This window comes from Acidisoma cellulosilyticum (genome assembly GCF_020621385.1).
Classification (GTDB): domain Bacteria; phylum Pseudomonadota; class Alphaproteobacteria; order Acetobacterales; family Acetobacteraceae; genus Acidisoma; species Acidisoma cellulosilyticum.
The window spans coordinates 233,790-246,145 of the sequence record NZ_JAESVA010000003.1 but is presented as its reverse complement, the minus strand read 5'-3'; the positions used below and the strand labels follow the sequence as shown (position 1 = coordinate 246,145).

The 12,356-nt window shown below is 64.1% G+C and carries 11 protein-coding genes and 1 tRNA gene; 6 read left to right on the top strand and 6 right to left on the bottom strand.

The genetic code is table 11. The features are described from left to right. Positions 1 to 49: 49 nt before the first annotated feature. Positions 50 to 1,045: an aldo/keto reductase gene (locus ACELLULO517_RS09825; protein ID WP_227307189.1), complete on the bottom strand. Its 996-nt coding sequence runs from the start codon at positions 1,043 to 1,045 to the stop codon at positions 50 to 52. Between the two features lie 113 nt (positions 1,046 to 1,158). Between ACELLULO517_RS09825 and ACELLULO517_RS09820 the strand changes: the two genes are divergently transcribed. Beyond that, positions 1,159 to 2,091: a LysR family transcriptional regulator gene (locus ACELLULO517_RS09820; protein WP_227307188.1), complete on the top strand. Its 933-nt coding sequence runs from the start codon at positions 1,159 to 1,161 to the stop codon at positions 2,089 to 2,091. A gap of 82 nt (positions 2,092 to 2,173) precedes the next feature. On the opposite strand, the gene ACELLULO517_RS09815 is transcribed toward ACELLULO517_RS09820, so the two are convergent. The 3 genes from ACELLULO517_RS09815 to fghA all read right to left on the bottom strand — a co-directional run bounded on the left by ACELLULO517_RS09815 (position 2,174) and on the right by fghA (position 5,327). After that, positions 2,174 to 3,202 (bottom strand): aldo/keto reductase, encoded by a 1,029-nt coding sequence (locus ACELLULO517_RS09815; RefSeq protein ID WP_227307187.1) that lies wholly within the window; start codon positions 3,200 to 3,202, stop codon positions 2,174 to 2,176. A 94-nt stretch (positions 3,203 to 3,296) separates the two neighbouring features. Further along, positions 3,297 to 4,406, bottom strand: coding sequence for an iron-containing alcohol dehydrogenase (locus ACELLULO517_RS09810; protein WP_227307186.1), 1,110 nt, complete (start codon positions 4,404 to 4,406; stop codon positions 3,297 to 3,299). A 78-nt stretch (positions 4,407 to 4,484) separates the two neighbouring features. Then, positions 4,485 to 5,327 carry an S-formylglutathione hydrolase gene (gene fghA / locus ACELLULO517_RS09805; RefSeq protein ID WP_227307185.1) on the bottom strand — a complete coding sequence of 281 codons (843 nt, stop codon included), beginning with the start codon at positions 5,325 to 5,327 and terminating at the stop codon, positions 4,485 to 4,487. Between the two features lie 192 nt (positions 5,328 to 5,519). Between fghA and ACELLULO517_RS09800 the strand changes: the two genes are divergently transcribed. Both ACELLULO517_RS09800 and ACELLULO517_RS09795 read left to right on the top strand, forming a co-directional pair. Further along, positions 5,520 to 7,187, top strand: a complete 1,668-nt coding sequence (locus ACELLULO517_RS09800) for a cyclic peptide export ABC transporter (protein WP_227307184.1) — start codon at positions 5,520 to 5,522, stop codon at positions 7,185 to 7,187. Beyond that, the gene (locus ACELLULO517_RS09795; RefSeq protein ID WP_264481430.1) at positions 7,188 to 8,018 is read left to right on the top strand and encodes an ATP-binding cassette domain-containing protein; all 831 of its coding nucleotides are present in this window, start codon (positions 7,188 to 7,190) and stop codon (positions 8,016 to 8,018) included. 87 nt (positions 8,019 to 8,105) lie between these two features. Here the strand turns inward: ACELLULO517_RS09795 and ACELLULO517_RS09790 are convergent. After that, positions 8,106 to 8,180: transfer RNA gene (locus ACELLULO517_RS09790), tRNA-Gly, on the bottom strand. Positions 8,181 to 8,400: 220 nt separating this feature from the next. Between ACELLULO517_RS09790 and ACELLULO517_RS09785 the strand changes: the two genes are divergently transcribed. Genes ACELLULO517_RS09785 through ACELLULO517_RS09775 form a run of 3 tightly spaced genes read left to right on the top strand, consistent with a single transcriptional unit; the run spans position 8,401 to position 10,254 of the window. Then, positions 8,401 to 9,330 (top strand): tetratricopeptide repeat protein, encoded by a 930-nt coding sequence (locus ACELLULO517_RS09785; RefSeq protein WP_227307183.1) that lies wholly within the window; start codon positions 8,401 to 8,403, stop codon positions 9,328 to 9,330. A 5-nt stretch (positions 9,331 to 9,335) separates the two neighbouring features. Continuing rightward, on the top strand, positions 9,336 to 10,016 hold the full coding sequence (locus ACELLULO517_RS09780) for an LON peptidase substrate-binding domain-containing protein (protein WP_227307182.1): 681 nt from the start codon (positions 9,336 to 9,338) through the stop codon (positions 10,014 to 10,016). A gap of 16 nt (positions 10,017 to 10,032) precedes the next feature. Then, positions 10,033 to 10,254, top strand: coding sequence for a Trm112 family protein (locus ACELLULO517_RS09775; protein WP_227307181.1), 222 nt, complete (start codon positions 10,033 to 10,035; stop codon positions 10,252 to 10,254). Here ACELLULO517_RS09775 and ACELLULO517_RS28900 read toward each other — a convergent pair. Next, positions 10,251 to 12,353: an FUSC family protein gene (locus ACELLULO517_RS28900; RefSeq protein WP_227307180.1), complete on the bottom strand. Its 2,103-nt coding sequence runs from the start codon at positions 12,351 to 12,353 to the stop codon at positions 10,251 to 10,253. The genes ACELLULO517_RS09775 and ACELLULO517_RS28900 overlap by 4 nt on opposite strands. Between the last annotated feature and the right edge of the window lie 3 nt (positions 12,354 to 12,356).

The following is a 12,356-nucleotide window of genomic DNA, read 5'->3' as shown; positions in this document are numbered from 1 at the left end:
CCCGGCGAGAGCAATCTCGCCGGGCTTTTTGTTTGCATGAGGCCGTCGCTTACAGGGCAGGGCGCTTGGTGGGCGGCGCCATGAATTCCGGCCCGATCGGCTGCGGCGTGGTGCGCAGCAGGATGGCGTCGATCTCCTGCTTCGTCTCGGCATCCAGCGTCCAGCCGCTGACGGAGGCGATGGCCTCCAGCTGACGCGGGTGGCGCGCACCCCAAAGCGCGATGGTCGGCCCCTGGTCCAGCACCCAGCGCACGGCGAGCGCCAACACGTCCTTTCCGAAACGCTCGCGCGCCAATGCATCCAGCGCTTGGATGGCGGCGGCGTAGCGCGGCAGCGTGTCGGGCTGGAATTTCGGGTCCCGGTTGCGCAGATCGTCGCCGTTGAACCGGGTCTCGGCAGTGATTTTGCCGCTCAGCAGGCCACGGCACAGCGCGCCATAGCTCAGCACCGTCACGTTATTGGCGGCGCCGTAAGGCAGCACGTCCGTCTCGATGTCGCGCTCGAACAGGTTATAGGGCGGCTGCACCGCATCGAGTCTTGCCGCCTGGGAGAAGGCGTCCATCTGCGCGGGGGAGTAGTTGCTGACGCCGATGGCGCGGATCTTTCCCTTGTCCAGCAGGCTCTGCAGAACCGCCGCCGTCTCCTCGAAGGGCGTTTCCAGATCCGGCCAATGGACCTGATAGAGGTCGATCACATCCGTCTGCAGACGACGCAGCGAGTCATCGATCTCCTGCTCGATGCGCGCGCGGCGGCTATCGCGGAAAACCTTGCTGTCCTTCCAGGCCAGCCCGACCTTGGTCGCGATCTGCGCCTTCGCGCGCAGGCCGCCTTCGGCAAGGGCCTTGCCGACGATCTCCTCCGAATTGCCAAAACCGTAGACTGGCGCGGTGTCGATGAGCGTGACGCCCATTTCGACGGCCGCGCGGATGGTCGCGATTGCTTCCTTCTCATCCGTGCCGCCCCACATCCAGCCGCCGATGGCCCAGGTGCCGAGACCGATGCGCGAGGTCTCAACCCCACTTTTGCCGATTACCATGGTTTCCATGATCTCTGTCTCCGATCGGTTCCGTCCGATGGCCTTCGATATAATGCGTTGCCGCGCGCGCACAGTCGCTGGATACTGAGGGCGCTTCAGTAAACGGATGAAGGTAGTTCATAATGCCGCTGCTCGACCGCTCGACGCTGGCCGATCTGAACGCCTTCTCCGCGATCGTGCGTCACCGCAGCCTGCGTGGTGCGGCGATTGAATTGGGGGTCACCGCCTCCGCGCTCAGCCATACCATCCGCCGGCTGGAAACCCGGCTGAACGCGAAACTGCTGAACAGGACCACGCGCTCGGTCGCGCCGACCGTCCTCGGCATCGATCTGGCGCGGGATCTGGAAACCGGCTTTGCGCTCATTGATGACGCTTTGCGGACGGCGGCCGGTACGCAGGCTGAGGCTTTGGGCGAAATCCGCCTCAATGTGCCCGCCGATGCGGCATTGTTGCTGTTGCAACCGGCTTTGCCGGCCTTCACGGCCAAGACGCCCGGCACAAGGCTGACGGTCAGCGTCGATAACCGGCCGGTCGATATCGTGGCCGAAGGCTTTGACGCCGGCATCCGCTACGGCGATGCCGTGGCCCAGGATATGATCGCTATCCCGCTGACCGGTGCCTTGCGCTGGGTGTTGGCGGCGAGCCCCGATTATCTGGCGCGGCGCGGGCGGCCGGAAAGCACGGAGGATTTGCAGCGCCACCAATGCATTCGCCTGATGCTGGGCAATAATGCCGTCTATCGCTGGGAATTGGGTGACGGCGCGGCGATGATCCGGCTCGACGTGCCGGGCATGCTGACGATCAACGATACCCAGACCTCGCTTGCCGCGATCCGCGGGGGCCTGGGCATCGGCTATGTGCTGGAGGCGCTGATCGAAGATGATCTTCGGCAGGGAGCGCTTGAGATTGTCTTGCCGGCCTGGTCTTCGCTCGGTGCCGGCTTCTGCCTGTACTACCCCAGCCGGCGGCAGAGCCATCCCGCTCTGGCTAGGCTGATCAGTATCATTCGCCGCCAGTGGAACGAGCGGACCTTGTCGAAGGATCAGGCGGCGTAAGACAGCCAGGCCAGGCGGTTGCACCACGGCTGGCCTTGATCCTCCCAGGCAACGAAACCTTCCGGCTGTTGTGCGATCGCCCTCAGCCGGCCGATTGAAAGGCATCCAGATCAGCCCATAGGCTGTCCGGCAGGTCCGTGTCGAACCATGCGATATTCTGGTGCAACTGGTCTTTAGTTTGGGCACCGATGACGACGGTCGCGACGGCCGGGTGACGCAGTGGAAACTGAATGGCGGCGGCGGGGAGGGGAACGCCGTGATCGGCGCAGACGGCGCGAAGCGCTTCCACCCGCGCGATGACATCGCTGGACGCATCGACATAGTTGAATTTCTGCAGGCCACCGGGCGGCGCTGCCAGAATGCCTGAATTGAACGCGCCGCCGACGGCGATGGCGACATCGCGTTTCTGCGCCAAGGGCAGAAAGACCTCTGCGGCAGAGCGGTCCAGCAAGGTATAGCGGCCGGCGAGAAGACAGGCGTCGAGATCGGTTTCCTCAAGCGCGTCGCGAATGACTTCCCATTCGTTGACGCCAAGACCAAAGCCCGCGATGTCGCGATGCGCCTTCAATTCCTGCAGTGCGCGGAAGCCGCCGCCTTTGGTCAAAGCCGACCAATGATGCGCCTGTCGCTCGCCATGGGTGACGGGACCGATGTCATGGACGAACAGGATATCGAGACGTCGCAGGCCCAGCCGCTGCTGGCTGTCGTCAAAGCTGCGCATGACGCCATCATAGCTGTAGTCGAAAATCTCACGGAACGGCAGCGCGTTCTGAAAGCCGGCGTCGAAAGGGTTTTTCGGTGGCGCGGGCGGCAGGGTTCGTCCGGCGCGTTCGGTCATCATCAAGCGGCCGACCTTGGTCGAGATCACGAAATCCTCGGTCCGTTCCTGCAATAGCCGGCCGAGAAGATGCTCCGCGCGTGTCAGCCCGTACATCGGCGCGCTGTCGAAATACCGAATGCCCGCGTCCCAGCCGGCTTCCAGAACCGCCATCGCATCGGGGGCGGAAACCGCGTTGTAAAGACCACCGAGGGGCGCGGTGCCGAGACCCAAAGCGGTCACGGTCAGGCCAGTTTTGCCTAAGGGGCGCGGCGTCTTGGCTTTCATCGTCATTCCTGTCTGTCCGGCCCGAAATGGACCGCCATGGTTCGTCGCGGCGGTCCTTGCGGCGGAGAGTGGGACCAAGCGCCGCACCCGGCAAGGGGCGTCAGCGGGATTCCCGCAGCAGGTCCAGATAGTTGTCCCGGCTGGCCAGCTGCGGATTGGTCGCATGGCAATGATCGAGCAGGGCAGCGTCAGCGACCGTTTCCATCATCGCTTCCGTGACGCCGAGCGTGGCAAGACCCGCCGGCAGCCCAAGCCGCCCGTTCAGCGCGGCGATGACAGCATCGGGCTCGCCGCCCATGATCCGCGCCAGCACGGACCATTTCGCGCCGATCGCCGGCCGGTTGAAGCGCAGCACCGCCGGCATCAGCAGCGCATTCAATGTGCCGTGGTGAAGATTGAGCGAATGGATCGCGCCGAGCGCATGGGTCAATGCATGCACGGCACCGAGCCCTTTCTGAAAGGCCATCGCCCCTTCCAGGGCTGCGACCATCATGTCGCGGCGGGCCGGCACATTCGTGCCGTCGCGTGTCGCGGTCTCGATCGCGCCGAGACCGGCGGCCAGACCGTGCAGGCCGATCGCTTCCGCTGGCGGATTGAAAGCCGGCGCCATGAAGGTTTCAAGACAATGGGAAATGGCGTCCATCCCGGTCGCGGCCGTCAGGAAGGGCGGCAGGCCGTAGGTGAGTTCCGGGTCGCAGAGCGCGATGCTGGGCAGGATGAAGGGCGACAGGATGCCGAGCTTGCGGCCCGAGAGCGTGTTGATGATGGCCGCACGGCCGACTTCCGACCCCGTGCCGGCCGTCGTCGGGATGGCGATCATCGGGCACATAGTATTTTGAATGCGCTTCACACCGCCATTGATGGCCGCATATTGTTCCAGCGGGCCAGGATGTCCCGTCAACAGGCGCACGGCTTTGGCAAGATCGATGGAGGAACCGCCGCCGATTGCAACGACCCCGTCGCAATGCGCCGATTTGTAGAGATCATAGGCTAAGACAGCGGCTTCTTCCGTCGGATTGGACGGTGTCTGGTCAAAGACAGTGGCATTCGCGACGGGTTCCAGAATGCGACCGACGAGGCCGGAGGCAACCAGGCCGCGATCGGTCGCGATGAGGGGGCGGCTGATGCCGAGGGCCGCCAGAAATTCCGGCAGCCGGCGCACTTCACCTTCGCCGAACTCGATCCGCGTCAGATAATTGATCGTGCTCATCCCGGCTCCCCTTTGTTCTTTGGCCGAAGCTTAGGGCAGTCCGGGATGGGCTGCACCCCTGGCAGATAGGGCGCGTGATCAGATCTGTGTCAGCCGCGCCGCGTGCCAGCGCAGATGGTCTTCGATGAAACTGGCGATGAAGTAATAGGAATGGTCATAGCCATCCTGGCGGCGCAGGGTCAGCGGAATGCCCGCCGCTTCGCAGGCGGCTTCCAGCAGTTCGGGCTTCAGCTGATCGGCCAGGAATTTATCGGCAAGGCCCTGATCGACCAGGATATCGGCGAGCTTCGCCCCATCCTCGATCAGCGCGACCGCGTCATGACCGCGCCAAGCGCTGCGGTCAGGCCCGAGATAGCCGCCGAGCGCCTTTTCGCCCCAGGCGCAAAGGCTCGGCGCCACAATCGGCGCGAAGGCGGAGGTTGCGCGGAACCGGCCCGGGTTGCGCAGCGACAAGGTCAGCGCACCATGCCCGCCCATGGAATGACCCATGATCGATTGCCGGGTCATATCCGCGGGTAAGGCGCTGGCGACGGCGCGCGGCAGATCCTGAAGGATATAGTCCTCCATCCTGTAATGGCGCGCCCAGGGGAGCGCGGTCGCGTTCAGATAGAACCCGGCGCCGAGGCCAAAATCATAGGCGCCGTCCGGATCATCCGGCACGCCTTCGCCGCGCGGTGATGTATCGGGCGCGATCAGGATCAGGCCAAGCTCGGTCGCCACGCGCTGCGCGCCGGCTTTGACGGTGAAATTCTCCTCCGTGCAGGTCAGTCCCGCCAGGAAATAGACGACCGGCAAGGTCTCCTCGGCCGCATGCGGTGGCACGAAGGCCGCGAACGTCATCGGCGTTCCGGTCGCCTCCGACGCGTGGCGGAAGACGTATTGCATGCCGCCGAAGAAGCGCGCGGCCGAGATCTGATCCATGAACAGTCACCATCAAGCGGATAGGCGCTGAGCATGCCGCAGATCGCGCCCGCATATAAGGGTCAGGCTTGCCGCTTGCGTCAGATTGACGGTAAGAAGAAGATGCGAATGCGTCGCATTTTTGATCGGCTGGCCGATGGCGCGACGGACTGAGTGGGGCGGGACACTGCCGGCCTGCGCAAGACGATGGCGATGACGGATCAGTCTATGAATATCTACCGCGAATCCCTCCGCCTATTACGGCCTTTCTGGCCGATCACATTGGCGGCCACCATTGTCGGCGCGATCGGCGGTATCGCCACGGCCTGGCTTCTCGCCGAAATCAACCGCGACCTGCACAGCGGGCAAGCGCTGACCTGGCAATCGATTCTGCGCTTCCTGACGCTTTGCCTGCTGAGCACGCTGGGTTCGGCTTTCGCCGGTATCGGCAATAGCATCCTCGGCCAAAGGCTGATCGGGGCGTTGCGCAAGGATATCTCGGCCCGCATTCTGGCCGCTCCGCTGGCCGAACTGGAGCAGCAGCGCAGTTATCGGTTGATGGCGGTGTTGACGAGCGACGTCGATACCGTCAGTGCGGCGACTTTCGCCTTGTCGGGCTATGGTGTCTCGCTCGCTATCGTCATCGCTAGCTTCGTCTATCTTCTTCACCTATCGGCGCTGATCTTCGCGCTGGCGGCGGTCGTGACAGGGCTTGGCGTCGTCATCAACATCCTCGCCCGCCGCGCCTGGCAGCGTGATTATGAGCATGTTCGGACAGCGACGGATGATTTGCAGAAGCAATTCCGTGCGCTGACGGAGGGTGCCAAGGAGTTGCGGTTGAGCCGAGCCCGCCGGTCGCGCGTGCATGACCTGCTGCTGTCAGGGGCCGCGGATCGCATCACCAAGCTGAAAACTCGCGCCATGGGCCTGTTCTGGATCGCCGATACGGCGAGTTCGGGCCTGTTTTTTGTGGCGGTCGGCATTCTGTTGCTGGCGCAGAACAGCCTGCATCTGGAACCTGCCGTCATTTCGGGCGCCGTGCTGGTGCTGCTTTATGCGCGTGGGCCGGTGGGGCAGATTGCCAATGGCCTGCCGACCATGAGCCAGGCGCAGGTATCGTTGCGTCGGATCGCGACCCTGTCAGCCGATTTCGCGGACCAGGACCGGGAGATCCACCGGCGTCTGCCATCGCTGGCCTTCGACCATGACATCACGCTGCGCGGCGTGCGGTATGATTTCACCAGCGATGGTGCGACAGGCTTCGTGCTCGGGCCGATCGATCTGACGATCCATCGTGGGGAGACGATGTTCCTGATCGGCGGCAACGGGTCCGGCAAGACGACGCTCATCAAACTGCTGCTGGGTCTGTACCGGCCCACGGCCGGCAGTATTCTGGTCGACGGCACGCCGCTGCCGGCGGGCGCGGAGGATGCCTATCGGCAACTCTTTTCTGCGGTCTTCTCAGATTATTTCCTGTTCGACGATCTGACCGTCGCGGACAAAGCGAGCGTCGCCCAGGCGAATGACTGGCTCGACCGGCTGGAAATTTCTCATAAGGTGACGATCAGGGACGGCCAATTCAGCACGACCGATCTTTCCACAGGACAGCGCAAGCGGCTTGCTCTGATCCATGCCTATCTGGAAGACCGCCCCATTATGATGTTCGACGAATGGGCGGCCGATCAGGACCCGACCTTCCGGCGCATCTTCTATACGGAAATTCTGGCCGAGCTGAAGGCGCAAGGAAAGACGCTCATCGTCATTTCCCATGACGACCGCTACTTCCATCTTGCCGACCGCGTTCTGAAACTGGACAGCGGCCTTATCGTCGATGAAACAACAATCGTGCCTGCACCCGCGACGGCACCGGAGATGCGCTAGATGTCGTCTGCTCTTTCCATGCGACCGTCAGTCGATGCCATTGATGCCGCATCTGTTCCACTATTTGCGTTGCAGGACGCGAGCTTCACGGTGGAAGGACGCCGGCTGCTGCAGCCGCTGACATTGACGTTGCCGGCGCGTCGGGTGATCGCGCTGATCGGCCATAACGGCTCCGGCAAATCCACGCTTCTCAAGCTGATGGCGCGCCAGGAAAAGCCGACCGGCGGACGCATCACTTTCGAAGGCCGCGACCTCGGCGATTGGAGGGACCGGCCTTTCGCCCGCAAGCTCGCCTATCTGCCGCAGCAGACGCCGCCGGCGCCGGGCATGCTGGTGCGGGAGTTGGTGGCCCTCGGCCGCTATCCCTGGCATGGCGCGCTGGGTCGTTTCGGCCAGACCGACCGCGACAAGGTGGCGGAAGCGATCGCGCTGACCGGCATCGGGCCGATGGCCGACCGTCTGGTCGATACGCTGTCGGGCGGCGAGCGACAGCGCGTCTGGCTTGCCATGCTGGTCGCTCAGGATGCTGAATGCCTGCTGCTGGACGAGCCGATCGCGGCGCTCGACATCGCGCATCAGGTCGAGGTGCTGGACCTTGTGCATCGCCTGGCGCAGGAGCGGGGCCTGGGCGTCGTCATCGTGCTGCATGACGTGAATATGGCGGCGCGCTTCTGCGATGAGGTGATCGCGCTCAAGGGCGGGCATATGATCGCGCGCGGCACGCCGGAGGAGATCATGCAGTCGGAACAGCTGCAGGCGATCTACGGTTTGCCGCTGGGCATTCTGCGCCACCCGGTCACGGGCCGTCCGATCAGCTATGTGCTCGATTGACGGAAGCATAGGCCGGAAAAACAAAAAGCACCCGAAGGTGCTTTTGATATGCCTGCCGTCTCACCATCTGACGATGAGGAGAAAGACTGGAGCGGGCGATGGGATTCGAACCCACGACCCCAACCTTGGCAAGGTTGTGCTCTACCCCTGAGCTACGCCCGCGCTCCGTTGAGCCGGGTTCTAAGCGGGTTACGATCTGATTGCAAGACCAGTCCGGCCATGCCGCCATGCGCCAGCCCCTCTAGCTCAAACCTCGATTTTCGGCTCCGCGGATGACGTAAGCCGCCCGATGGAGAGGAGGCAGGTCAAAGGTTTGGGCTTGCCGCGATCCGCATTATGATTGGGCCAACGACGACCGACGACCAAAGAGAGAAGCACAGACATGGACCTTATCGGCCAGCCCCCCGCCACGCCTGCCGCCGCTCCCACCATTATGGACGGCAGCCAGGCGACCTTCATGCAGGACGTGATCGAGGCCTCGCGCCAGATTCCCGTCCTCGTCGATTTCTGGGCGACCTGGTGCGGCCCGTGCAAAACGCTGACGCCGACCTTGGAAAAGGTGGTGAATGCGGCCGGTGGTCGTGTCCGCCTGGTCAAGATCGACGTCGATGCGAATCGCGCGCTCGTCTCCCAGCTGTCCCAGCTCGGCTTGCCGCTGCAATCCATCCCGACCGTCGCGGCTTTCTGGCAGGGCCAGATTGCCGATATGTTCCAGGGCGGTTTGCCCGAAAGCGAAGTGCGCCGCTTCGTCGAAGCGCTGCTCAAGATGGCTGGCGGCACCATGCCGGCGGCCGATCTGCTGGCGGCTGCGCGCGCCGCCCAGGACGAAGGCGATATCGAGAGTGCGGCCGAGCTGTATCAGGCTATGCTGCAGGAAGAGCCTGAGAAGCCGGAGGCCTGGGGCGGTCTGATTCGCTGCTTCCTGGCGGTGGGCCGGGAGGAGGAGGCCGAGGCGCTGCTCGCCGAAGTGCCTGCAAAGATCGTCGATCATGCCGAGATCGCCGGTGCGCGCAGCGCGTTGCATCTGGCCATCGAAGGCAAACAGGCGAGCGGCCAGTTGCGCGAGCTGGAAGCACGCCTCGCCGCCGATGCCGATGATCACGAAGCGCGTTACGAACTCGCGACCGCGCTCAATGCCACCGACCGGCGGGAAGAGGCGGCGGCAGCGCTGCTCGACATCATGAAGCGCCAGCGCGGCTGGAACGAAGACGCGGCGCGGTTGCAATTGCTGAAGTTCTTCGAAGCCTGGGGGCTGGATGACCCGGCCAGCATGACGGCGCGCCGCAAGCTGTCCGCTTTGCTGTTCAGCTGATCGCCATGGCGTCGGGCATAAGACCGTTTCATCCGGTCCTGGGCGAATTGCCGGCGGAGATTCCGGTCTTTCCGCTGTCGGGTGCGATGCTGCTGCCCGGCGGGCGATTGCCGTTGAATATTTTCGAACCGCGCTATCTGGCGATGGTGGAGGATGCGCTGGCCTCGGGGCGGATGTTCGGGATGATCCAGCCCGACAGCCGAAAGCCCGCGAATGCGAGCGGTCCCGGCCTGTTCGGTATCGGCTGCCTGGGCCGTGTCACCTCCTTCACCGAGACGGAGGATGGGCGCATGGCCATCTCCCTCCTCGGTGTCCTGCGCTTTGCGGGTGAGGCCGAGGTGGAAATGCGGCAAGGCTATCGGCGGTTGCGCGTATCCTATGAAGCCTATGCCCAGGACCTGATTGAGACGACCGAGAGCATCGGATTGCCGCGTCAGGGCCTGATCACCAGTCTGCGTATCTATTTCGATCGGCAGAAACTGACTGCCGATTGGGATGCGATCCGCGAGTTGGACGATCAGACCTTGCTCACCAGCCTTTGCATGATGTGCCCTTTCTCGCCGTCGGAGAAACAGGCGCTGCTGGAAGCGGATACGCTGACCACGCGGGCGATGGTTCTGGCGACGCTGCTGGAATTCGGCCAGCATGGCACCGATACCGAGGGTGGCGACCCTCGCCCGAGTTGAGGAAAGAAGAGCGAGCATGAACGATATCACGGGCGAGACGGCAGAAGAGACAGCTGTTCCGGCCCAGCCGGTCGACCCGCGGCTGCTGGAAATTCTCGTCTGCCCTTTGAGCAAGCAGCCGCTGGTCTATGACCGGGACCGGGGAGAGCTGATCAGCCGCGCGGCAGGCCTCGCCTATCCCATCCGTGGCGGCATTCCGATCATGCTGCCGGATGAGGCGCGCGCCCTGGAAGATTAACTGCGCAGCTTCGGCATCGCGCCCGCGATCAATTCGATCTGGCGCGCGATGCGGCGCAGACTATCGGAAACGGGTTCGTCGGCCGGCGCGTCGAGCGTGGGGCGCGGCGGCAAGTTGATCTCCGTCGCTCGCTGGGGGTTTTCGCTCAGCACGCGCGTGGCGCAGTCAGCGCACCATTGCCGCCACTGGCGGATGGTTTCGACGGGCACCGGAGGCTGCCTGCCCTCGGTCGTCGCTGCGGCCCAGGACACGCGCAAGACGGTTGACCGGCCCATGATGCGCCGCAGTGCGGCGTCGATCGTCAGCGCCGCGTTGACATGGGCCCCCGAAATCAGTCGCGGTTCCAATAGGCTGCGGCTGAGTGCCGATTCCAGCATATTGCTGGTCATGCCGCATTGGCGGCGGCAGCTGTCCCAGTCGGCCAGGTCGCTTTCACCGAGGATCAAGGCGAGCGTTGTGTCGACGACCTTGGCATGGGCGGCGATGGCAGCACGCACTTCGCTTAGCGCCCGCTGCGGTTGGCGACCGGGCCAAAGGGCCAGGCTGCAGACCAGCGCCAATACGCCGCCGATGATGGTGTAGAGCGCACGCATCAGCGCGATATTGATCTCCGATGCGCCCGGCGCCGAGGATTCCACGAGAAGAATAACCATCGGCGTCAGCGCGGAGAGAAAGAGCCCAAAACTCACCTTCCGCAGCGTGAAGGCGATGACAGCGAGGGGGAACATCGCCAGGCTGACGGTCAGCGGCGTGTGCAGGAACAGGCTGAGGGCGGAGGCGATCAACCCGCCCAATACCGTGCCGCCGATGCGTTCCAGCATCCGCTGCCAGGTCAGGCTGAAATGCGGCTGCATCGTCATCAGCAGCGTAATCGTCAGCCAGCGTTCGTATTCATGCTCGTTTTGCAGCGTGTAGGAGAGGCAGAGCAGCGCTGCCAAACCTGCCATGCCGGCATGGCGCAGATGGGAGGAGGTGCGGTTCAGATTGCTGTGGATGGGGCCCAGCACGCGCTGCGGCCAAGGCAAGGCAGAGCGGCCATCGGTGAAGGTGCCGGGGTTCAGGTTCTCGGGCGCTGTCAGGCTGGCGGCCACGAACAGACGCTCGGCAATGGTTTCCACCAGCTTGCGCAGCGGGTCATAGGGATCCAGCTCCGCGATATAGCCGCGCACACCGTTCAGGCTTTTGGTCAGGCGCGGCAGGTCGATGCCTTCGTCCGTATCGATATTATGAGCGATCGACAGCATGTCGTTCCGCAGATGCCGCAGGATGCGGCCGGCGCGGGCCGGATTGACGCGGCGCCCCGCCTCCAGCAGATCGGCCATGCCGCTGAGGGCGGAGAAAGCCTGATCGGCTGCTTCCAGCCTCAGCCAGGCGCGGGCAACGCGCGGGCCGCTACCATGAGTGCGGGCCAGCGTCATGACATTGGTGCGTGCGGTCTCGATCACCACACGGCCGCCACCGCGAAAGACGCGGGCATTCTGCTCCCAGCGGGCGGCGGCGGCGGCGCTGTCCAGCCGTCCGGCCAGGATTTCGCGCATGTCCTGCGTCATGCCAGCGAGCGAGCGGTAGCAATCGCCGATGACATGGCGGAAGGGCAGCGTGGTCTGAATGCGCCAGATGACGCTGGTCAAAAAAATGGCCCAGAGGCTGCCGAGGAAGAACATCCCGCCCGAGATCAGGGCCGTGTGCAGGCTCGGTTGCGGGACATCGATCGCGAGCACGATCCAGACCGAGAGGAGATTGCCGACCTGCATGCCGGCCGGGCCGTAGATGCGCGCGAAACTCGTCATGAAAATCGCGATGCCGGCGAGCGGGATGGCAAGATAAAGCCCCTGCGCGCGGGCGAGGCCGAAGATGACGCCGATCGCGGCACCCAGCACCGCGAAGGCAAACAGCGCCGGCAGACGTTCCCGCCCCGGCGTGCCGGCATCGGCGAGACAGGTTAGCAGGGCGCCAAGGGCGGTCAGCAGGATGAGCGGAAAATCGAACCAGGCGTGCAGCACGACGAGTGCGGCCACGGAAAGCCCGGCGCGCACGCCCTCCTGCACGCTGAAGGCAGCGAAATCGAGGGCGAAGGAGGAGCGCTTAAGGGCGGTCACGCG

Coding starts and splice junctions, on each gene's coding strand:
- ACELLULO517_RS09825 (WP_227307189.1), bottom strand. CDS start 1,045: ATGGAAACCATGGTAATCGGCAAAAGTGGGGTTGAGACCTCGCGCATC.
- ACELLULO517_RS09820 (WP_227307188.1), top strand. CDS start 1,159: ATGCCGCTGCTCGACCGCTCGACGCTGGCCGATCTGAACGCCTTCTCC.
- ACELLULO517_RS09815 (WP_227307187.1), bottom strand. CDS start 3,202: ATGACGATGAAAGCCAAGACGCCGCGCCCCTTAGGCAAAACTGGCCTG.
- ACELLULO517_RS09810 (WP_227307186.1), bottom strand. CDS start 4,406: ATGAGCACGATCAATTATCTGACGCGGATCGAGTTCGGCGAAGGTGAA.
- fghA (WP_227307185.1), bottom strand. CDS start 5,327: ATGGATCAGATCTCGGCCGCGCGCTTCTTCGGCGGCATGCAATACGTC.
- ACELLULO517_RS09800 (WP_227307184.1), top strand. CDS start 5,520: ATGACGGATCAGTCTATGAATATCTACCGCGAATCCCTCCGCCTATTA.
- ACELLULO517_RS09795 (WP_264481430.1), top strand. CDS start 7,188: ATGTCGTCTGCTCTTTCCATGCGACCGTCAGTCGATGCCATTGATGCC.
- ACELLULO517_RS09785 (WP_227307183.1), top strand. CDS start 8,401: ATGGACCTTATCGGCCAGCCCCCCGCCACGCCTGCCGCCGCTCCCACC.
- ACELLULO517_RS09780 (WP_227307182.1), top strand. CDS start 9,336: ATGGCGTCGGGCATAAGACCGTTTCATCCGGTCCTGGGCGAATTGCCG.
- ACELLULO517_RS09775 (WP_227307181.1), top strand. CDS start 10,033: ATGAACGATATCACGGGCGAGACGGCAGAAGAGACAGCTGTTCCGGCC.